The 20,712-nt window shown below is 69.1% G+C and carries 15 protein-coding genes and 1 pseudogene; 7 read left to right on the forward strand and 9 right to left on the reverse strand.

Features of this window, described 5'->3' with window-relative positions; genetic code table 11:
• On the forward strand, positions 1–1,422 hold a 1,422-nt coding region (locus O3Q52_RS25025; protein ID WP_269650995.1), incomplete at its 5' end, for a hypothetical protein.
• A gap of 208 nt (positions 1,423–1,630) precedes the next feature.
• Here O3Q52_RS25025 and O3Q52_RS25030 read toward each other — a convergent pair.
• The 9 genes and pseudogenes from O3Q52_RS25030 to O3Q52_RS25070 all read right to left on the reverse strand — a co-directional run.
• Positions 1,631–2,068 (reverse strand): annotated as a pseudogene (locus O3Q52_RS25030) (Na+/H+ antiporter); the annotation flags it as partial.
• 274 nt (positions 2,069–2,342) lie between these two features.
• A complete protein-coding gene (gene ddaH, locus O3Q52_RS25035; protein WP_369124173.1) occupies positions 2,343–3,188 on the reverse strand; it encodes a dimethylargininase in 846 nt (281 codons plus the stop codon).
• A gap of 619 nt (positions 3,189–3,807) precedes the next feature.
• The gene (locus O3Q52_RS25040) at positions 3,808–5,325 is read right to left on the reverse strand and encodes an FAD-dependent monooxygenase (RefSeq protein WP_269650996.1); all 1,518 of its coding nucleotides are present in this window, start codon (positions 5,323–5,325) and stop codon (positions 3,808–3,810) included.
• Between the two features lie 219 nt (positions 5,326–5,544).
• Positions 5,545–6,678, reverse strand: coding sequence for a zinc-binding alcohol dehydrogenase family protein (locus tag O3Q52_RS25045; RefSeq protein ID WP_269650997.1), 1,134 nt, complete (start codon positions 6,676–6,678; stop codon positions 5,545–5,547).
• A gap of 82 nt (positions 6,679–6,760) precedes the next feature.
• Positions 6,761–7,699: a ketoacyl-ACP synthase III gene (locus O3Q52_RS25050; RefSeq protein ID WP_269650998.1), complete on the reverse strand. Its 939-nt coding sequence runs from the start codon at positions 7,697–7,699 to the stop codon at positions 6,761–6,763.
• Positions 7,696–7,944 carry a phosphopantetheine-binding protein gene (locus O3Q52_RS25055; RefSeq protein ID WP_269650999.1) on the reverse strand — a complete coding sequence of 83 codons (249 nt, stop codon included), beginning with the start codon at positions 7,942–7,944 and terminating at the stop codon, positions 7,696–7,698. Before O3Q52_RS25055 ends, O3Q52_RS25050 begins: the two co-directional genes overlap by 4 nt.
• Positions 7,945–8,005: 61 nt before the next feature.
• Positions 8,006–8,254, reverse strand: a complete 249-nt coding sequence (locus O3Q52_RS25060) for a lipoyl domain-containing protein (RefSeq protein WP_269651000.1) — start codon at positions 8,252–8,254, stop codon at positions 8,006–8,008.
• The gene (locus O3Q52_RS25065; RefSeq protein ID WP_269651001.1) at positions 8,251–9,231 is read right to left on the reverse strand and encodes an alpha-ketoacid dehydrogenase subunit beta; all 981 of its coding nucleotides are present in this window, start codon (positions 9,229–9,231) and stop codon (positions 8,251–8,253) included. The genes O3Q52_RS25060 and O3Q52_RS25065 overlap by 4 nt, the downstream gene beginning before the upstream one ends.
• A complete protein-coding gene (locus tag O3Q52_RS25070) occupies positions 9,231–10,142 on the reverse strand; it encodes a thiamine pyrophosphate-dependent dehydrogenase E1 component subunit alpha (protein ID WP_269651002.1) in 912 nt (303 codons plus the stop codon). The genes O3Q52_RS25065 and O3Q52_RS25070 overlap by 1 nt, the downstream gene beginning before the upstream one ends.
• A 398-nt stretch (positions 10,143–10,540) precedes the next feature.
• On the opposite strand from O3Q52_RS25070, the gene O3Q52_RS25075 reads away from it, so the two are divergent.
• The 6 genes from O3Q52_RS25075 to O3Q52_RS25100 form a co-directional block, all read left to right on the forward strand.
• Entirely contained in the window at positions 10,541–10,756 is a 216-nt protein-coding gene (locus O3Q52_RS25075; RefSeq protein ID WP_269651003.1) for an MbtH family protein, read from the forward strand.
• A 156-nt stretch (positions 10,757–10,912) separates the two neighbouring features.
• Positions 10,913–11,524: an LmbU family transcriptional regulator gene (locus tag O3Q52_RS25080; protein WP_269651004.1), complete on the forward strand. Its 612-nt coding sequence runs from the start codon at positions 10,913–10,915 to the stop codon at positions 11,522–11,524.
• Between the two features lie 90 nt (positions 11,525–11,614).
• Positions 11,615–13,201 carry an amino acid adenylation domain-containing protein gene (locus O3Q52_RS25085; RefSeq protein WP_269651005.1) on the forward strand — a complete coding sequence of 529 codons (1,587 nt, stop codon included), beginning with the start codon at positions 11,615–11,617 and terminating at the stop codon, positions 13,199–13,201.
• Positions 13,202–13,235: 34 nt separating this feature from the next.
• Positions 13,236–13,466, forward strand: coding sequence for an acyl carrier protein (locus O3Q52_RS25090; RefSeq protein WP_269651009.1), 231 nt, complete (start codon positions 13,236–13,238; stop codon positions 13,464–13,466).
• Between the two features lie 12 nt (positions 13,467–13,478).
• A complete protein-coding gene (locus tag O3Q52_RS25095) occupies positions 13,479–14,666 on the forward strand; it encodes an NAD(P)/FAD-dependent oxidoreductase (protein ID WP_269651006.1) in 1,188 nt (395 codons plus the stop codon).
• A 45-nt stretch (positions 14,667–14,711) separates the two neighbouring features.
• Positions 14,712–20,712: non-ribosomal peptide synthetase (locus O3Q52_RS25100; RefSeq protein WP_269651007.1), on the forward strand; the 6,001-nt coding region annotated here is incomplete at its 3' end.

Below are 20,712 nucleotides of genomic sequence, written 5' to 3' on the forward strand. Positions count from 1 at the left end.
CGTCGGGCCGTGGCCGCGCGGGCCGCTCTGCGCCGCCGTTACTGGGCCACCGTGCCCGCGCGGCTGCGTCTCCTGCGCGCGGCCACGGTCTCGCTCGCCACCGTTCTCGCCCTGCTGCTCGTATGGGCCGGGCTGACCGCCTCCGGTACCTGGGACACCGTCGCGGGACGCGACGCACCACGCACCACCAGCGCCGCCGACCTGGACCTCGCCCTGAACGACATGGACGCGCAGGCCGCGAACATCCTCCTGTCCAGTGGCGACGCAGGCAAGGGGCGCCTGAGGACGCCGTACGCCAAGGCGACCGGCTTCTTCGGTGACGCCCGCCGTGCCATCGGCCACGATCTGCGCACTCTCGCCGTCGCCTCCCAGGGCGACCGCGCCGACGAGCGCACGGTGGAGTCCCTCACGGACGGGTTCGCCGAGTATCAGGAGCTGATCGGGCGGGCACTGGAGAACGACGGCCGCACCGGAGGAAAGTCTGCCGCCCTCGTCGACTACCGCGGGGCGACCGATCTGTTGCAGAGCCGACTCCTGCCGGGTGCACGGCAGTTGGTGGACTCCAACGACGGTGTGTTCAACCAGCGGTACGAACGCGCCCGTTCAGCTCTGTCGGGCCAACTCGTCGCTGTCATCGTGCTCGGTGCGCTGCTGCTCGTCTCGCTCGGCGGCCTCCAGTGGTACCTGGCTCGCCGCTTCCGCCGGAACCTCAACCCCGGGGCGGCGACAGCCACAGTCTGTGCCCTGCTGGCCGTGCTCCTAGGCGCCCAGGCGCTCTCCACCTCCTCCGAGCACCTGCGCGGCGCCCGACGCGACGCCTTCGACTCCGTGGTCGCACTCTCCCGCGCCCGCGCGATCGCCTACGACGCGTACGCCGCCGAGAGCCGCTACATCCTCGCTCCGGAGCGTCGCGACCAGTACGAGCGCGCGTTCCTGGACAAGTCGCAGCAGCTGTACGGCATGTCGGGCGCGACTGTCGCCACGTACGACGACGAACTCGCCACGACGTGGCGGGCGTACCAGGCCGACCACAACACCCTTGAATTCAACGGTGAGGTCCGGCGCGAACTCGACAACATCACCTTCACCGGGGAGCGGGCCGCAGCCGAGAGGACGGTGGAGACGTACGCGGTCTACGAACGCGACGACCGGAAGATCCGAGCCCTGGTCGCGCAGGGCAAGGAACGTGAGGCCGTCGCGTTCTGCATCAGCTGGGAGCCCAGCATGTCCAACGCGCACTTCGCGGCGTGGATGACCGCGTTGGACCAGGTGACCGACATCAACCATCGGCACTTCACCGGCTCGGTACAGGCGGGCCGCGCCGAGGCGACCGGTCTGCTGCCGTGGGCCGGCGGCCTGCTGCTCGCGGCCGGAGCCCTGACACTGCTGGGGTTGCGGCCGCGGTTCGCGGAGTTTCGCTGAGCCCGGCGTTCGGTGCGCGAGGCGAGCGGCGGTCGCGCGAGCGCCGTTCCGGCGGCGGACACCTGCTGAGCGGTCTCGTCGAACCGCGGTGCGCCACCGCGTCCCGTAACGGGCTCGGAGCCGTGGCATGTGCCGCTTCGCCGCGTGGACGCGACCAGCAGCTGACGGCCCCGCAGGCTATGTTCGTACGGTTCGTCGAGCGGAGCGCTCAGGCATCCGCCAGCCGGGCCTCCTCCAGGTCCAGGGAGCGTTGCAGGCGCCTGCGGGTCGTGTCGCTGATGCGGTGGTCGTCGTACAGGCGCTGGAGTTCGGCCTCCTCGACCGTGATCAGGTCGCGGCGCAGTGGGCGGTAGGTGAGGTCGGCGGACTCGGTCGGGGTGCCGTCGGCGTCGGCTTGGGTCAGTCGGTCGCGGGCGTCGTCGGGGCGGGCCGCGAGCCCGCGGCGCAGGCGGTCGACGACGACGTCCGGGACGGCTTCCAGATCGGCGATCTCGTCCAGCCGGCTCAGTCCCGCGTTCGCCAGGCTGCAGCGGGCCTCGGCTTCCTCCCGTTCCGTGTGGTCGGGTTGGAGGGCGATGCCGGAGCGGCGGACGACGGGGGCGAGGGTGAAACCCTGGACGACGAGGGTGGCCACCACGACCGACGTGACCCCCGACGCGTGCGCCGCCTCGGCCTGGCGGGGAAGTTGCGGGCGAGGACCTGCCGGAGATCGACGTACAGACGCACGCCGGGCCGGCCGGCATCCTGGGCGGTGCGGAACAGTCGGTCCGCACACGTGCCCAGATAGAAGGCACCCGCCGCAACATCAACTGCCGTGACCCGAGCCGCGAGGCCCGTGTCCAGGACTCCGAATGAAGGCCCGACGGCTGTGTTCAGTGTGTGGGTGGGAGAGCCTTCACAGCTGCCGGTGCGGCCCTTTCTCAGTGGTCCGCACGGAGTTCCAGGGTGCAGCACTTGGCCCCGCCGCCGCCTTTGAGCAGTTCGGTCATGTCGATGCCGATGGGTACGAAGCCACGTTCCCGGAGCTGGTCCGGCAGTCGCTCGGTCTGTTGGGGGATGACGACATGGAGGCCGTCGGACACGGCGTTGAGACCGAATACCGCTGCGTCGGAAGCGTCCGCCAGGATGGCGTCCGGAAACCGCTCTGCGAGCAGTGCCCTGCTCCGCGGCGAGAACGCTTCGGGGTTGTACATGATCTCGTTGGTGTCCAGCACAGCAATTGCTGTGTCGAGGTGGTAGTACCTTTCATCGACCAGTTTCAAGCCGAGCACGGGCTTTCCGAAGAACTCTCGCATTTCGTCGTGCGCCTTCGGCTCACTGCGGAATCCGCTGCCGGCCAGGACGACGTCGCCCGTGTACAGGAAGTCCCCCTCGCCTTCGTTGACGTACTCGGCCTGTCGCGCTTCCCAGCCGCGCACTCGGAACCATTCCAGATAGGCCGTCGACTCGTCCACGCGCTGCTCGTAACGGAAACGGGCAACCAGCGCACGGCCGCCTATGACCGTCGCACCGTTGGCGGAATACACCATGTCCGGCAGTCCGGCGACGGGCTCTACCAGCTCAACTGTGTGACCCAGTTCGGCCAGCAGGTCGTGCAGCGTTTTCCACTGGGCGAGTCCACGCTCCGTGGAGGTGGGGCGTGAAGGGTTCATCCACGGGTTTATGGAATAGGAGACGTTGAAGAACGTTGGTTCGCACATGAGGTAGTGCCGTGTCCGGGCGCGTCGCTTCTGATTGGTTCCGCCGCCGTTGCTGCTCTGCTGCACTCGGGTCCCCTTCCCTCGCTCAACTGCGGACTGTGGTTCGATTCTGTGGTGCGTCGTATGGCATGACCTTGAATGCGAGATTCCCGGGACGGGAATTCAGTCCGGACGGCCCTGTCCTGTGGCCGGGACAGTAGGTCGATTGCATCGATCGCTGCCTGTGAGGTGCGTACGGATATCATCATCGGCGTCTGTTGATTGGGGCGGAGACTTCATGTCGCTGTTGGGCCGGCGACACCGCGTGGATGGAGTCGGTCCTGCCCCGAGCCCGCGTTTTGAGCAGGCCTTCGCCCTGGCCGTGGCCAGGATGCCGTCCGGCACCTGTCGTCCCGCATCCGCCACCAGGCGGTCCCTTGGCTCCGGAACAGCTTCCGTTCGTCGAGCAGCGACCCCGGCTCGTCCCGGGCTCTGTCGCCGAACTCCCTTCGGGAACGTGGCCCGCGCCCCCGGATCGTCTCCACCGGGATCTCGCCAGACCTGCTCGGCTGCACTGACGTCCGTGCGCACCCCACACGACAACGGCGGCCTTGAAGACCACGGCCGAGTTCTCCGCGGCCGCTGTCGCACGAGCGCCTGAAGCTGACCAACAGCGTCTGGTGCACCGGTCGTTTCGGTCGGTGTCTCACCGCTGCAGGGCTGCGCCGAACCAGGTGGCGAGGGCGGTTTGGAGCGCGGAGGTGTCGGGCGCACCGTCGGCGGCGGACGCCCAGGCGACATGGCCGTCGGGGCGGATGAGGAGCGCGGCGGGAGCGGGGATCTCGCCGATGGCAGGGACGGGCCAGTGGTCGTCCTCGCTTCGCGCCTCGACGAGGTCGACACGATCGGCCCAGCCCTCGGCGGCGGCCGCCACCTCGTCGTTGCCGCGCAGGTCGAGCAGCACGGGGCGGGCGGGGTGCAGCAGTTCGTAGATGCGGGTGGCGGCGTCAGGCGTCTTGAGGTCGGCGTCGGGGACCCGGCGGCCCGCAAGCGGATGGTCGCTGTCGGCCGGGTACCGGACGTCCAGTGCGGTGATCATGCCGCGCAGATAGCGGTTGACGTCGTCGAACGCGATGAGCGAGCCGAACACCTCGCGCAGCGCGTCCATCTGCGCGCCGGGACGGGCCAGGGCCGACTGCGCCCGGGTGTTGTGCAGAAGGCGTTCCCCGACGGGGTGGCGTTCGGTGTGGTAGCTGTCCAGCAGGCTCTCCGGCGCCTCGCCGCGCACCACCGAAGCGAGCTTCCAGCCGAGGTTCACCGCATCCTGCACCCCTATGTTCAGCCCTTGCCCGCCGGCCGGGTAGTGGATGTGCGCCGCGTCGCCCGCGAGGAGCACCCGGCCCTCCCGGTACCGAGCGGCCTGCCGTGCGGCGTCGCCGAACCTGGAGATCCATCTGGGGCTGTGCATGCCGAAGTCGGTGCCGGCGAGCCTGATCAGCGACTCCCGGAGCTGCTCGAACGTCGCGGAGTCATCGCGGTCCGCGACGTGGTCGTACTCGGACGTGATCACCCGGTACCAGCCCGGCTCCAGGGCGAGGGCCGAGTAGTGGCCGCCCTGGCAGCGCCGCATGAAGATGAACTCCTCGGGCAGCTCGGGGAGTTCGACGTCTCCGAGCAGCGCGGTCATCGTCGCCGGGGTGCCGGGGAAGTCGATGCCCGACAGCTTCCTGACCGTGCTGCGCCCGCCGTCGCAGCCCACGGCGTAGCGGGCGCGCAGTGTCGCAGGCGCGGCCTCCGCCGTCCCCAGTTCGACCGTCACGCCGTCCTCGTCCTGGCGGATCCCCCTCACCTCGGACGACCAGCGCACCCGCACACCGAGCTCGGCAGCCCACTCCTCCAGCAGCCGCTCGATGGTGGACTGAAGGATCATGAGGGGGAGGGCGTGCCTGGACTCGAACCCGTCGAAGTCGAGCCAGAGTCCGGAGAAGTGGCCCACCGGTGTCAGGTTGCCGGCCGCCAGGAAGCGATCCAGGATTCCGCGCTGGTCCAGCAACTCCAAGGTGCGGGAGTGTATCCCGCCGGCTCGTGACTCGCCCGTCCGCTGCGCGAGTTGCTCGACCACCACCACGTCGACGCCCGCCAGCCGCAGCTCGCAGGCGAGCATCAGGCCTGTCGGCCCGGCGCCCGCGATCACCACGTCCGTGTCCATGTCGGTGTGTCCCACGTCGTTTCCCCTCATATCCTCTGCGTCTCGAACGTCGTCGGATCGCTTGCACGTTCACGGAAGTGGATCAGTCGGTCAAGGCAACTCTGGTGCGGGGACGAGGCGTGCCGCCATCGGACCAGCCCTGTCCCGGCGGCGGGACAGGGTGGGGCTCATGCAGAGCGCCCGGTGCGAGGTGCCTGGACCACCGAGGCCCTGGCTTTACCCCGTCGGGGCCGGTCAGAGCGGGTTCACGCGGTACATCGGGAAGTACGAACCGATCCTGCCGCTCGCGTAGTCGTCGGCCAGCTCGGGTACCCGGTCGAAGTCGTAGATCACGTCCGACCCTTTCGGCGCGATCCAGCCCTCGGTCTCCTGGAAGTCCCGGATGCCAGGTGAGTCAGGCAGTCGCCACACGTGCGTGTTCACATGGATGTGCCGGCTGATGCACTCGGCCCCTCGCAACTGCGACAGGCGCATCCCCGCCTTCCAGCCGCACGTGGTGACGACCCCCTCGCGGGCCAGTGCGGCCAAGGTGACGTCGTACAGGGGCTCGCCGATGTTGTCCACGAAGATGGCGACTCCGTGGCCGTCGCTGAGTTCGTTGACGAGCCCGTGGAAGTCCTCGACGGACGCCCGGCGCCGCTGGTGCCAGTCCCTGTCCGCTCGTTCCTGCCGGTTGGGCAGCGAGAGGCCGGGGAACCGGCGGCGGTCCACCGGAGTGATGCCGTTCTCCTGCAGGAAGGCGACACGCTCGTCCGAGCCCGCCGCCATCGCCACCCGGAATCCGGCCCGCTTGGCCAGCGTCAGCTCGGCGAAGGCCACGCCGCCGCCCCACCCGAACACCAGGTGGTTCGCCGGATCGTCGTCGGCCACCTGCGTCCGCCAACACCCGTACGCCTTCTGCCAGTTGTCCCAGGCGGTGAAGTACCGCCCGTACGTGGCCCACTGGGGCAGCGAGTACGCCGTGCCGTCCGGGACCGGCAGGAGCAGACGTACGTCCATCTTCGAGCGCTTGGCCAGCAGGCCGATGGTGCCGGGGCAGTCGTAGGCGTAGGCGAGTTCGGCGTAGTCGAAGCGGTCGAGCCTGCCGAACGGCAGGAGCAGACACAGGTCCCCTTCCCGGACCCGGACATCCCGGCTGCCTGCGTTCACGTCGAGTACGCGCACCACGCCCAGATTGCCGAGGACCACCGTGTCCTCACCGCGGCTGCTGCACACGTCGATCGGTGAACGGGCCAGCGCGTGGTCCATGTTGGCCTCCCAGGAGCCGAGGATCGGCTCCACCAGCGCCTCACCCTCCTCCAGCGGGCCGAAGGTGAACCGATCGCGTCGCAGCGCGCCTCCGACCCCGCCGTCGTGCCGGCCGGTCATCGCACCGGAGCGCAGGACCCAGGCTTCTGGTGAGTGGATGACAACCTCCTGTGATCGAGTACGTTCCCGGCGTCCGATGCGGTCAGGGGGCCGTGACCTTCGGCACCCGGTAGTCCACCGAGACACCGCCCCACGCCTCACCGGCGCCATAGGCCACAGCCCCGAGCCGTCCCGCGGCGGGCAGGGAACCGGCGTCCAGTTCCGCGGCGAAGGCCAGCGGGATCGAGGCGGACGACGTGTTCCCGGAGTTCTCGATGCGGTTCACGAAGGGCACGCCGAGATGGGCGGTGAACCTGCGGACCTGTTCCAGGATGCGGCTGTTCGCCTGGTGGCCGATCACGACGGTCGGCGCGGGGCCGTGGTCGAAGAGGTACTGCGCCGACTCCGACATCCGGCGCACGGCACGGTCGTACACCTGCATCCCGTCGAGATGGATGCCGCCCGCGTCGGTCTCCCGCATGAGCCCCTCCTGGGAGCCGTCGCAGCCGGCGACGCGGCAGAAGCCCGCGAACTCCTCGCGGTCCTCGAGCAGGACGGCCGCGGAGCCGTCGCCGAAGAGGCACGCCGTCTGCCGGTCCGTGCGGTCCACCAGCCGGGACATGGCCTCCACCGAGCACACCAGGACCGACCGAGCCTGTCCGGCCTCGCAGAGCGAGAGCCCCGTCACCAGCCCGTAGACGAAGCCGCAGCAGGCCGCGTTCATGTCGAAGGCCAGCACCGAGGGCCGCAGCCCGGCGAGTTGGGCCACCTTCTGCGCGATACCCGGGATGCGCTGCCGCACCGAAGTGCTGACGACGATCAGTGCGTCGATCGAGGACGAGGCGTCCATCCTGGTGACGACCGGCGCGCACGCCTCCGCCGCCACCTCCGCCAGCGGGGTCTCGTCCGGCAGCCAGGAGCGGGCGCCGATGCCGCTGCGGCGCCGGATCCACGCGTCGGTGAGACCGATCGACGCGAAGTGGTCGTTGTCGATCGTCCGGCCCGGCTTCGCGGTGGCGATGTCGACGATGCCCGCGCTCATCCCCGGCTCGCCAGCTTCATGAAGTAGGCGCTGAAGTCGTCCAGGAACGCGAAGCCCGCGGTCTCCTTCAGGTCGCCCTTGACCTGGAGCTCGCGCTCCAGTTGCTGGTGCAGCTCGACCAGGTCGAGGGAGTCGAGGTCGAGGTCGGCGATCGGCCGGGTGAGGTCGTCCGGGCCCAACGAGGGGTCGTACTCGCGCAGTTTGGCCAGCATGGTGTCCGCGATACGGCTTTCGATGTCGCTCATGTTCCCTCTCCGTTTCTCCGTTCAAGTGACTGGCTCGTCGGGGCCCGGGTGCGCGCGGAGGCTAGTCGGCCGTCAACTGGTACAGCAGCTCACCGGACTTGAGGATCTCGCCGGCCGTCGCACAGTGGGCCGTGACCCGTCCTTCGCGCTCCGCCACGATCTCCGTGCTGGCCTTGTCGGTCTCGACGACCGCGATGGCGTCTCCCCGCTCGACCCGGTCGCCGACGCCGGCGACCCACTCGATGAGCAGGGCCTCGCCGAGGCCGTGGCCGAAGCCGGGAACGTGCATGTCCACGGGGGAGTCGCTCACTTCGTCATCACCAGCACCTCGTCCTTGATCTCCTGCACACCGATCAGGTAGCCCTTCTCGAAATCCGCCGGGGGATAGGCACGGCGGTCGGGCGCCAGTCGGCGGACTGGTCCCCGGAGCGCGTCGAAGCCCCGCTCGGCCACTGCCGCGGCGATCTCGGCACCGATGCCGACGTCCTTCGACCCCTCGTGCACGATCAGCAGCCGGCCGGTGCGGGCGACGGACCGGAGGACCGTGTCCATGTCGAGCGGGGCCACCCAGCGCAGGTCCACCACCTCCACGTCGACATCGGGGTCGAGAGCATGCGCCGCTTCCAGCACTTCGTGGGTGATCGCGCCGTACGTGGCGATCGTCAGGTCGGTGCCCCGCCGCACCACCCGGGCCGCGGTCGGCGACCGAGCCGGCTCGGGGTCCCGGGCGGGGGTGTTCCGCTGCCAGTACAGGCGGATCGGCTCGTACATCACCACGGGCGAGCCGAGCGTCACCGCGTACCGCAGGATCTGGTCGGCGTCCTCGCCGGTGGAGGGGCACGCCACCGAGATCCCTGGGACGCGGGCGAAGAGCGCCTCGTTGGACTCGCTGTGGTGCTCGACGCCCCGGAACCCGCCGCCGGTCGGGATCCGTACCACCAGGCTCGGGCTGACCTGTCCGTTCCACCGGCCGCCGATCCTGGCCGCCTGGGTCACCAGCTGGTTCACCGCGGGATAGGTGAACCCGTCGAACTGGATCTCACAGACCGGCACCAGTCCGCTCATCGCCATGCCGACGGCCTGGCCGACGATGGTGGACTCGGCGAGCAGCGCGTCGCGCACCCGGTCCCTGCCGAAGCGCTCCTGCAGTCCTCGGGTCACCCGGAACACGCCGCCCAGGCGTCCGATGTCCTCGCCGAGCAGCAGCAGTCTCGGTTCCTGTTCGAGCAGGTCGGCGAGGGCTGTGTTGATCGACTCCGCCAGACTGGCGGACCGTACGGTGCTCATCACGCGTACTCCTTAGTCAACCGCTCGCGCAACTCCCGCACTTCCTCGTCGACGGCGTCGAACCACGCGGTGTCCACCAGGCCCAGGCCGCTCAGCCGGGCCGCGTAAGCGGGCACGGGGTCCTCGGCCCGGGTCCGCGCGATGTCGTCGAGGGTGCGGTACACCTCCTGGGCGTCGGAGGTGGAGTGACCGTGGATGCGCCCGACCTGGATCTCGACGAGGTAGGGCGCCCGCTCCCCGCGGACATGGGCGGCGGCCCGGGAGCAGGACGAGTAGACGGTTTCCGGGTCCTGGCCCGGGACCCGGGCGGACTCGATCCCGAAACCCCGGGCCCGCTCGGCCACCGAGGTGCGCATCTGCTCCTCGGCCGGTTTCGAGATGGCCCAGCCGTTGTTCTGGCACACGAACAGCACGGCCGCCGACTCCACGGCTGCGAGGTTCATCGCCTCCGACATGTCGCCCTCGCTGGTGGCGCCGTCGCCTATGTACACGACGACGAAGTCCTCAAGACCCTGCAGTCGCTGTCCGATCGAGTAGCCGACAGCGTGCAGTGTCTGTGCGGCCAGGACCATCGTGTAGGGGAGGAACCGCACCCGGCGCGGGTCCCATCCGCAGAACGTGCGGCCGGCCCACTGTGCGAACAGTTCGTCCGGAGTCACACCACGCAGCAGGGCGACCGCGTGCTCGCGGTAACTGGGAAAGACGGTCGGGGCCGGGCCCACGGCGAGCGCGGAGCCCACCTGCGCGGCCTCCTGCCCCTGGCAGGACGGCCAGAGATCGAGCGTGCCCTGCTTGTGGAGCTGACGGGCCTCCTCGTCGATTCCTCTCGCCACCAGCATGTGGCGCAACAGCGACCGTCGTGTGTCGCTGTCCGGATTTGTCGCGTACTCGGATTCTGCCTTCAATGCCATTGATCACCAGTCGCAGGTTCGTCGATGAGCATTCTTTCGTCGTGCAAATTGACTGCGCGCGCTCTCGATCGCCTCGGCGCGAGGAGATTGGCTGAACCCGAATTCGAGCAGGCCCATTCGCGGGTTACCGCTCGGCCATGGTGGCACAGAACCCCAGTGGGCTACAGGCTCGGGCGGACGACCGGGAGTTCAGCGATTCTTCCGCTCTCGTGGCATTGACGGTCGAGTCTTACGTTCCCGTACGGTGGCATCAGTCTCCCAAGGTGACGGCGGATGCCGGGTGTCCCGTCGACAGGACAACGTCGATCGGTGAACTCGCCCGGCCCTGGCGATTCCCTATCTTGAGTCATCCCGTTTTCCCATCCCGAGTCACTCCGTGACGGATAAGGACGGTGGCAGTGAGCACGAACCCCTTCGATGACGAGAACGGCCGCTTCTACGTCGTGGTCAACGACGAGGACCAGCACTCCCTATGGCCTGTATTCGCCGAGGTGCCCGAGGGCTGGCGAGTGGTCTTCGGCGAGGCGGACAGGGCCGAGTGCCTGGAGTACGTCGAGCAGAACTGGACCGACCTGCGCCCGAAGAGCCTGCGGGAGGCCATGGCCGCGGACTGAACGCCGGTCTGATTCCCCGGAGATGTCGATGCGAATGAAGGTTGTGGGGGGCGTTCTGTGAGGACCGTGGGCAGTCGCGAGACGGGCCTGATGGGCACCCGTGCTGAGGCCGCGCAGCGCGATCCGGTTCTGCCCCTCGTGGGGAATCAAGCGCAGGTGCAGAAGAGAGGGATGGTCTTCCCGCAGGACCTGTCGGAGCGGTCCTGGGAGCGGATCGGGGCCGGTCTGCGCGAGTTCACGAACTCCTCGGCGTGGTGGCTCGCCGACTGGTTGATCTTCGGAGAGACCACCTACGGGTTGCGGCGCCACCGGGAGGCGATCGAGAGAACAGGGCTCGACCACCAGACTCTGCGCAACTACGCCTGGGCGGCCCGGCGGTTCGAGCGCCACCGCAGGCGGGACAGCCTCAGCTTCGCCCACCCCGCCGAGGAGGCCCGCTTGTCGCCTCCGGAGCAGGACTACTGGCTGCGCAAAGCCGAACAGCAGATGTGGTCGCGCAACGAACTGCGCAGGGCGGTTCGCGCCGGCCCGGCCGAGCAGCGCCAGCAGATCGACATCCCCACGAGCAGCGGTAACGACGAGCGAGAGGTGCCACACCCGGCCGAGTCGGTGGCCGCCGACAAGCCTCGGCGAAGGGTGACCACCCTCACCGTCGAGCTGTCGGCCGGCCAACGGGACTACTACTCGAAAGCGGCCGCCGCGCACGGCCTGCCCGTCGACAAGCGGGTGACCCAAGTGCTCGACGCCGCCGATCGGCGCACCGCCTAGAGGCGCACACCCAGAAGCGCCGAACAGCCCCGTTCCCGTGGTGCGCCGGCTACTTGCCCGATCGGACACCCGTCACATCGGAGTCAGTTGATGATCCTCCAGGGAAAGCGGGTCGCCCTGCCCTCGCCGCCCGTCGTCCACAAGCAGTTCGAGGCGCACGCGGGCGCCACCCCCGACGCCGTCGCCGTCTTCTGCGCCGGACAGCAGATGACCTACGCACAACTGAACGCGCAGGCCAACCGGTTTGCGCACTTCCTCACCGCGCGCGGACACGGCCGAGGTACGAAGGTCGGCGTCTGCCTCGACTACTCGATCGACATGGTCGTCGCCATCCTCGGGACGCTGAAAGCGGGCGCGGCCTACGTACCGTTCGACCCGTCCTATCCTGCGGCCCGGCTCCAGTTGCTGTTGGGGCAGGTCCCCGATCTCGCCTTGATCGTGGCCTCCCCGGCGACGGCCGGGCTGGTCGAGTCGGCGGTCGTCGAGGTCATCGATCTGGGGCAGTTGTCCGGTCACCTGGCAGGTCTCCCGGTGACCGAACCTGACGTTCCGGTCACCGGGGACGACGTGTGCTACGCGGTCTTCACGTCCGGGTCGACCGGTATGCCGAAGGTGACCGAGGTGCGGCACGAGGGCTGGTTCAACCTTTTGAACTGGCTGACGCTCGAGTACGGCCTGCATACCGGGTCGCACAACCTGGTCGTCAGCGCGTTCGGCTTCGACCTCTCCCAACGCAGCCTGATGATGCCGTTGTTCTACGGTGCCACCCAGTACCTGATGATGAGCCGGAACTTCGACGCGGCGATGACCTACCGCATGCTGACCCAGCACGAGATACGTGTGGTGAACTGCGCCTCCAGCACGCTGTACCTGCTGGTGGACTGGGAGACCGCGCGGGGCGGCGACGCGCTCACCCGGCTCGACTACATACTGTTCGGCGGCGAACCCCTGCAGGTCGAACGGCTTACGGACTGGGCCTGGCGCGAGGGAAACACCTGCACGCTCCTGCACCAGTACGGCGTCGCAGAGTGCACGGACGTCGCGACGTCGTTCGACCTCGCCGACTACCGGCCCGGGGAACACGACGTCGCACCGGTCGGCAGGCCGGCCCACAACACCGACATCCACATCCTCGACGAACGGATGCGCGGTGTCGGGGCGGGGGAGTACGGGGAGATCTGCATCTCCGGGACCAGCGTCGGCGCGGGTTATCCGGGCGGCACGGGTCCCGAGTCCGAGCGGTTCACGACGGTCGTGGTCGACGGCGTGCCGCGCCGGCTGTACCGCACGGGCGACCGCGGCCATGTGAACGAGGCCGGTGACCTTGTCGTCGCCGGCCGGATGGACGCGCAGGTGAAGGTGCGGGGCATGCGCATCGACCCCACCGACATCGAGCGCGCGCTCGGCAGGCTGGCCGGGGTGCGGCAGGCCGTCGTGGTGGTCGGCCACACCGACTCCGGCGAGACCGAGCTGATCGCGTTCATGGTCCCGGAGGGCGACGATCTCGCCGAGAAGGACGTGCGCACCCGTCTCCTCGAGTCGTTGCCGCGGAACATGGTCCCGGCCAGGTTCGTCAATATCCCGCGGATTCCGTTGAGCCCGCACGGGAAAGCGGACCGTGCGGCACTGGCCGACGAGTTCAGGAACCAATGCGCCGGCAGTACAACGACGGCATAGTCGACGGACCTTGATGACAAACGAGAGGACTGTGATGATTGTCGACGGGGTGCTCGCCATCTGGTGCCGGGAACTCCAGCGTGATGACATATCGATCGACGACGACTTCTTCTCTCTGGGCGGCCAGTCTGTGATTCTGGCCAATATCCAGGGGGCTTTCATCGAGGAGTTGGGCGTCGAAGTCCCGGTGGATCAGATGTTCCTCAATCCGACGGTGGCATCGATTTCTGCGTATATCGAATCCCTGGGCACGGTAACCCAATAGTAAGAGAGGGCCATGTACGACGTAGTTGTCATTGGTGCCCGTTGCGCGGGTTCGCCGGCGGCCATGTTGTTCGCTCAGCAGGGGTATCGCGTCCTGCTCCTGGAGAAAGCACGGTTCCCGCAGGACACGCTGTCCTCGCACTACATCCACCAGCCGGGTGTGGCGCTGCTCGACCGATGGGGGTTGCTCGACGAGCTCCGCGCCGCGGGCTGCCTGCCGATCAACCATCAGAGCTATGAGGCGCCCGGTGTCCGGCTGGACGGCTTCTCTCTGCCGGTCGACGGCCACCGGACCACGTACGCGCCGAGGCGGTTCGTGCTCGACCCGATCCTCGCGAGCGGTGCCGTGGCGTCCGGTGTCGAGTTCCGGGAGTCCTGCGCGGTCAACGAACTGCTGTTCGAGGACGGCCGGGTCGTCGGGGTGCGGTACACGACGCCAGGCGGAACCGAGGCGACGGAACGGGCGCGGCTGGTCGTCGGCGCGGACGGCATGCGATCGCTGGTGGCCCGCAAGGTCGGTGCGCCGAACGTCGTCGAGCACCCGCGGATGACCTGCACCTACTACACCTACTGGGCCGGGGTTCCGGCGCACTTCGAGTTGTACGAGCGGCCGGGGCGCTGGGTCGGTGTCATCCCCACCAACGACGACCTCAAGCTGATCATGGCCTACTTCCCGCAGAGCGAGTTCTCCGACGTCCGCACCGCGGTGGAACCCGCCTTCCTCGAAGCCGTTCGCACGACGACACCCGAGTTGTACGAGCGGATGTCGGCGGGCCGGCGCGTGGAGCAGCTGTACGGCACGGGGCACCAGGAGAACTACTTCCGCAAAGCCTACGGGCCCGGGTGGGTGTTGCTCGGTGACGCGGTGCACCACAAGGACTCCATTACCGCCCGCGGTATCACCGACGCCTTCATGCAGGCCCAGTCGCTCACCGAGCACATCGGGGACGGACTGCACGACGACGCCGCGCTCAAGGCGGCGCTGAAGCGCTACGAGAACGACCTGACCGACGTCTTCCTCAACTTCTACCAGGGCGCGCTCAATGTGGCCGAACTCAAGCCCGAGGGACGGGCGGAGATGTTGCGGAGCCTGGTCGGTCACCAGGAGTTGATCGACCGTTATTTCTCGACGCTGTCGGGTGCGTGCTCCTTCGACGACTTCTACAACGACCAGCTCTTGGCGGTACTCGATCAGAGCTGAGTGGCGGATGGCTCCCTGGTGGTTCTGCCGATTTGGAGACAGAGAATGATCCCGTTGTCGTTCGCGCAGCGCCGACTGTGGTTCGTGGACCGGTTCGAAGGCCCGTCACCGACCTACAACGCTGCTTTCGCCCTGCGGATGACCGGTGAGCTGAGCGTGAGCGCTCTGGAGTCGGCGCTCCGCGATGTCATCGACCGTCACGAGATTCTCCGAACGGTGATCGTCGAGGACGAGGACGGCGTCCCGCACCAGCAGGTGCTGCCATCCGGTCAGGAGCCGTTCGATCTGCAGGTCGTCGAGCTTCGCGAGGAGGAGCGGGTGGCGGCGGTCGACGAGGTGGCCACCGCCCCCTTCGACCTGGCCGCCGACGTGCCGATCCGCGCCAGTCTCATGCGGTGCGGACCGCGCGAGCACACCCTGGTACTGGTGGTGCACCACATCGCCTTGGACGGGGAATCCCTCGGGCTGCTGCTCCGCGATCTCGCCGCGGCCTTTTCCGCCCGCATGCAGGGCAGGACCCCGGAATGGGAGCCGCTCCCGGTGCAGTACGCGGACTACACGCTGTGGCAGCGGGACGTGCTCGGTGACGAGTCCGATCCGGACAGCCTGGCAGCCGGACAACTGGCGTACTGGCGCGAGACCTTGGCCGATCTCACGCAGCCTCTGGCCATGCCGACGGACCGTCCGCGTCCGAGGGCGATGAGCCACCGCGGCGATCTGGTCGAGTTGTCGATCGACTCCGACCTGCTCGGGGCGGTGGAGAAGCTGGCCCAGGAACAGGACATCACGGTGTCGATGGTCATGCACTCGGCGCTCGCGGTGCTCCTGCACCACCTCGGATGCGGTGACGACGTGCCCCTCGGCGCGCCGATCGCGGGTCGCACCGACGAGGACCTGCGCGACCTCGTCGGGTTCTTCGCCAACACCTGGGTACTGCGCGTCGACCTCTCCGGGAACCCGACCTTCCTCCAACTGCTCCAGCGGGTGCGTGACCGGTCCCTCGCCGCGTACGACAACCAGGACGTGCCCTTCGAGCGGTTGGTCGAGCTGCTGAACCCGGACCGGTCCACCGCCTATCACCCGCTCTTCCAGGTGATGCTCGCCTGGCAGGAGCCGCTCGGGGATCTGGAACTCCCGGGCCTCGAGGTCGAGGCCGAGGAACTCGAGACCGGTACGGCCAAGTTCGACCTGTTCTTCAACATGCTTCCGAACGGCTCGGGCGGGGCGGGGGGTTACCTGGAGTACGCCACCGACCTGTTCGACAGGGAAACGGTAGAGGGACTCGCGAACCGATTCGTGCGGGTGCTGAGCCGGCTCGTGGCCGACTCGGGGAGCAGGATCGCCGGCCTCGACGTGCTCGACGCGGCTGAGCGGGACCGCCTGCTCAACCGGTTCAACGACACCGCCACAGCGGTGGCCGAGCTGACGATTCCGGAGCTGTTCGAAGCCCAGGTGGCCAGGACTCCGGACGCCCCGGCGATCGTGTGCGACGACCGGACGCTGACCTACCGGGAGCTCGACGACCGGGCGAACAGCGTCGGGTGGGAGCTGGTCCGGCATGGTGCCGGGCCGGACGACCTTGTGGTGCTGGCCCTGCCGCGCACGGACCACCTGGTGGTCGGCCTGCTCGGGATCCTCAAGTCCGGTGCCGGATACCTGCCGATGGACCCGCAGTACCTCAGCGGGCGAGCGGACAGCGTGCTGTCCGAAGCGGCTCCGCGTTTCGCGGTCACCGACACCGAGACGTGGCAGGACCTGCCGCGGAACGACATCTCGCTCGTCAACCTCGACCAGATCGCGGCATGGGACTCGCCCAAGGGGGCGCTGGACGACACGGGCCGGCTCTCGCCGTTGGATCCGGACAACCTGGCGTACGTCATGTACACCTCCGGCTCCACGGGCAAGCCGAAAGGCGCGGCGATCACCCACCGCAACGTCGTCAACGGGGTGCGGGAGCTGGTGCGCGTCCTGGACGCGCCGCCCGGCTGGCGGATGCTGGCCGGCACCTCGGTGAACTTCGACGTCTCGGTCTTCGAGCTGCTGACCACCCTGTCCACCGGCGGCACGGTCGAGGTGGTGCCGAACGCGCTGGCGCTCGCGGAACGGGACACCTGGGACGGCCACGTGATCAGCGCCGTTCCCTCGGTGCTCGGGGAACTGGTCGGCCACCTGGACAAGGCGCCCAATGTACGCACGGTCGTCTTCGCGGGTGACGTGCTCCCGGCCCGACTGGTGCGGCAGGTGCGCGAGGCCCTGCCCGGCGTGCAAGTCGTCAACGGCTATGGCCAGAGCGAGAGTTTCTACGCCACCTCGTTCTCCCTCGCGGCGTCCGAGGAATGGGCGGAGAGCGAGATCGCGCCGATCGGCACCCCACTGGGGAACATGCGCGCCTACGTGCTGGGTCCGGGACTCGCTCCGGTGCCGCAGGGCGTGGTCGGTGAGCTGTACGTGGCGGGGATCTGCCTCGGCCGTGGCTACCACGGCCGCTCGGGCCTGACCGCCGAGCGCTATGTGGCGAACCCCTTCGGCCCCGCGGGCGAGCGGATGTACCGCACGGGCGACCTGGCCCGCTGGAACGCGCGCGGTCAACTGGAGTGCGTCGGCAGGAGCGACGGCCAGGTGAAGGTGCGCGGCTTCCGCATCGAGACGGCCGAGGTCGAAGCGGCGTGCGCGCTGCACCCCGGGATCAGCGAGACGGTGGTGGTCAGCCGGGAGACGCCCTCGGGCGGGCGGCGGCTCGTTGCGTACGTGGTGCACACCGGCGAGGGAGCCGTCGGTGACGACGGTGCCGGTGGTATCGGGGACGTGGATGTGCAGTCCGGTGCTTCGGCAGCCGAGCTGCGCAGGTTCGTCGCGGCACGGCTGCCCGACTACATGGTGCCGTCCGCATTCGTCGTTCTCGGCCGGCTGCCCCTCGGACCGACCGGCAAACTGGACCGGTCGGCGCTGCCCGAACCGGAGTTCGGGGGCGAGGCCTACCAGGAGCCGCGCACCGAGGCCGAAGAGATCATCACCGCGTCGTACGCGGACGTGCTCGGCGTGGATCGGATCGGCGTCGACGACGACTTCTTCGCGGTGGGCGGAGACAGCCTGCGGTCGATCCAGGTGGTGGCACGTGCCCGGGCACGCGGCCTGGATCTCACCACGCGGGAGATCTTCGAGTGCCGCACAGCGGCCCGGCTGGCCGAGGTGGCCTCCGCCCGCCGGGACCAGGTGCCCGCGCTCGCGGAGGGCGAGGGCGGTGGCGTCGGCCCGATGCCGTTGCAGCCGGTGGCGCGGCAGGTGTTCGAGCACGGCGGCGGGCTGGACCGGTTCGCGATGGCGTTGGCGCTGGAGCTGCCAGCGGGGATCGACGCGAGGGGATTGACCGGGACGCTGGACGCCGTGCTCGACCGGCACGACCTTCTGCGCGCGCGGCTGGTGCGTGGCGACGAGCTCTCCCTCGTCGTGCGTCCGGCGGGCACCGTGCGGGCGTCGGACCTGATCCGCCGGGTTCCCTGCGACGGCCGGTGGGACGAGCCGTCCTCGCTTCGGGCGGCGAAGGCGGAGCTGGACAAGGCGGTCGGGCGACTCGACCCGGAAGCCGGGACCATGGCGGACTTCGTATGGTTCGCTGCGGAGTCGGGTGCGGGCAGGCTGCTGGTGGTGCTGCACCACCTGGTGGTGGACGGTGTCACCTGGCGCATCCTCATGTCGGACTTCGCCGAGGCATGGCAGCAGGTCCGGTCCGGCCGTACGCCCGAGCTGCCGGCGGTCGGCACGTCCGCCCGCCGCTGGGCATCGGCCCTGGAGACCGAGGCGCTCTCCCCGCAGCGGGAGGCGGAGCTGCCGTTCTGGCAAGACATGCTCCAGACACCCAACGCCCCGCTGGGTACACGGGTGCTGGACCCGACGGTGGATGTGATGTCCACGGTCGACGCCGTGCGGGTGCAGCTGACCGCCGAGGTCACCGAGGCGGTGCTGACCAAGCTTCCCGCTGCGTTCAAGGCCACCGGGACCGACGTGCTGCTCGCCGCGCTCGCCCTGGCAATGAACCGGTGGCGCGGTGCGGACCGCTCCACTCTGGTCCGGCTGGAGGGGCACGGCCGCGAGGAGGAGGTCGTCCCCGGAGCCGACCTCTCACGGACCGTCGGATGGTTCACCAGCATGTACCCGGCCCGGGTCGACGTGCGCGGAGTGGACCTGGCCGACGCGCTGGCAGGCGGCCCCGCGGCCGGGCGGGCGATCAAGCTGGTCAAGGAGCAACTGCGCGGGATCCCGGACAAGGGCATCGGGTACGGACTGCTGCGGCACCTGAACCCGGAGACCGCTGCGCAGCTCGCCGATCTACCGGTCCCGCAGCTCGGGTTCAACTACCTCGGCAGGATCTCCGACGCCGACGTGCCCGAGCACCTGCGCGCGGACGGATGGGGACCGGCGTCCTGGTCCGCCGAGCTGATCCCGGCGCCAGACCCGGACCTGCCCGCGCTGTCCGCGCTGGAGGTCAACGCGGTCGCCACGGACACCGCCGAGGGCCCCCGATTGCAGGCGGCCTTCATGTTCCCCAGCGGAGTGCTGTCCCGTGAGCGGACCTCCGAACTGGCCGAGCTGTGGGTCGAGGTACTGCACGGCATGGCTGTGCACGCCGCACAGCCGAAGACCGGCGGTCTGACACCCTCGGACGCCCCTCTGGTCTCGGTCAGGCAGGAGGAGATCGAGGTCTGGGAGGCACGCTACGGCCGGCTGATCGAGGTGTGGCCGCAGGCTCCGGGGCAGTCCGGGATCCTGTTCCAGGCCGCGCTCGCCGACGGCTCCTTCGACGTCTACCACATGCAGTTCGTGCTGCACCTGTCCGGGCACGTGGACCCGGCCCGCATGCGGGCCGCCGGGCAGGCGCTGCTCGACCGGTATCCGAACCTGCGCTCCGCGTTCGTCGCCGGAGTCGGCGGCGATCCGGTGCAGGTCGTGCCCGAACACGTTGCCATGCCATGGCGGCACATCACTCTGACGGGTCGGAGCGAAGCCGAGCAGGACGCGGCGCTCGACGCCTTCCTTGCCGAGGACCGGGCCGACCAACTCGACCCCACCCGACCGCCGCTGATCCGCCTGGCTCTGATCACCGTCGGGCCGCAGCGGGCGAAACTCGTCATCACCGCGCATCACGCCCTGTTCGACGGCTGGTCCTCGCCGTCGGTGATCACGGATCTGATCCGGCTGTACTCCGGCACCCGCGAGCTTCCCCCGGTCCGGAACTACGGTGACTATCTGGCCTGGCTGTCCGCGCAGGACCGGGAGGCGTCGGCCAACCGGTGGGCCACCGAGCTCGCCGGATTCGAGCAGCCGACCCTCGTGGCCCCGAACACTCCCGTCGACGCGGCGGCGTCCGCCCTCGGGCGGGTCGAGGTACCGCTGTCGATCGACAAGGGACGTGAACTCGCCCGGCGCGCCGCCGAACTCGGGGTCACGCTCAACACGCTCCTCCAAGGCGCGTGGGCGATCCTGCTGTCGAAGCTGACCGGGCAGCAGGACGTGGTGTTCGGCGCCGCAGCCAACGGTCGCCCGGCGGACCTGCTCGGTTCGGACGAGATGGTCGGTCTGTTCATCAACACCCTGCCGATCAGGGTGTTCTGCGGACCCGACCACAACGTGGCCGACGTCATCACCGAGCTGCAGCAGCGGCAGACCGCGCTGCTCGACCACAACCACTACGGGCTGGCCGACATCCAGCGCGGCGTCGGGCTGCCCGCCCTGTTCGACACGATCGTCGTGTTCCAGTCCTACCCGATCGACCGCGAGGGCATCGTCGAGGCGAACACCTCGGCGGGATTCACGATCGACGGCATCCGGCCGTTCGCGGGTTCGCACTACCCGCTCACCCTCAACGCCTCCGACCCCTACCTGAGGCTCTCCCTCGACTACCAGAACAACCTCTACGACCGCGACGCGGCCGAGGTGATCGCCGCCCGCCTGGTCCGCGTGCTGGACCAGGTGCTCGAGGACCCGGCGGCGCCCGTCGGTGCCGTGGACGTGCTGTCGGCGCAGGAGCGGGACCGGTTGGTGAGGGAGG

It is taken from the genome of Streptomyces sp. ActVer (assembly GCF_027270795.1).
In the GTDB taxonomy this organism is placed as follows: Bacteria; Actinomycetota; Actinomycetes; order Streptomycetales; family Streptomycetaceae; genus Streptomyces; species Streptomyces umbrinus_A.

What these genes read in the sequence shown, in the direction of transcription:
- O3Q52_RS25045 (WP_269650997.1), bottom strand. Translation starts at nt 6,678, where the DNA reads ATGACCGGCCGGCACGACGGCGGGGTCGGAGGCGCGCTGCGACGCGAT.
- O3Q52_RS25050 (WP_269650998.1), bottom strand. Translation starts at nt 7,699, where the DNA reads ATGAGCGCGGGCATCGTCGACATCGCCACCGCGAAGCCGGGCCGGACG.
- O3Q52_RS25055 (WP_269650999.1), bottom strand. Translation starts at nt 7,944, where the DNA reads ATGAGCGACATCGAAAGCCGTATCGCGGACACCATGCTGGCCAAACTG.
- O3Q52_RS25065 (WP_269651001.1), bottom strand. Translation starts at nt 9,231, where the DNA reads ATGAGCACCGTACGGTCCGCCAGTCTGGCGGAGTCGATCAACACAGCC.
- O3Q52_RS25070 (WP_269651002.1), bottom strand. Translation starts at nt 10,142, where the DNA reads ATGGCATTGAAGGCAGAATCCGAGTACGCGACAAATCCGGACAGCGAC.
- O3Q52_RS25085 (WP_269651005.1), top strand. Translation starts at nt 11,615, where the DNA reads ATGATCCTCCAGGGAAAGCGGGTCGCCCTGCCCTCGCCGCCCGTCGTC.
- O3Q52_RS25090 (WP_269651009.1), top strand. Translation starts at nt 13,236, where the DNA reads ATGATTGTCGACGGGGTGCTCGCCATCTGGTGCCGGGAACTCCAGCGT.
- O3Q52_RS25095 (WP_269651006.1), top strand. Translation starts at nt 13,479, where the DNA reads ATGTACGACGTAGTTGTCATTGGTGCCCGTTGCGCGGGTTCGCCGGCG.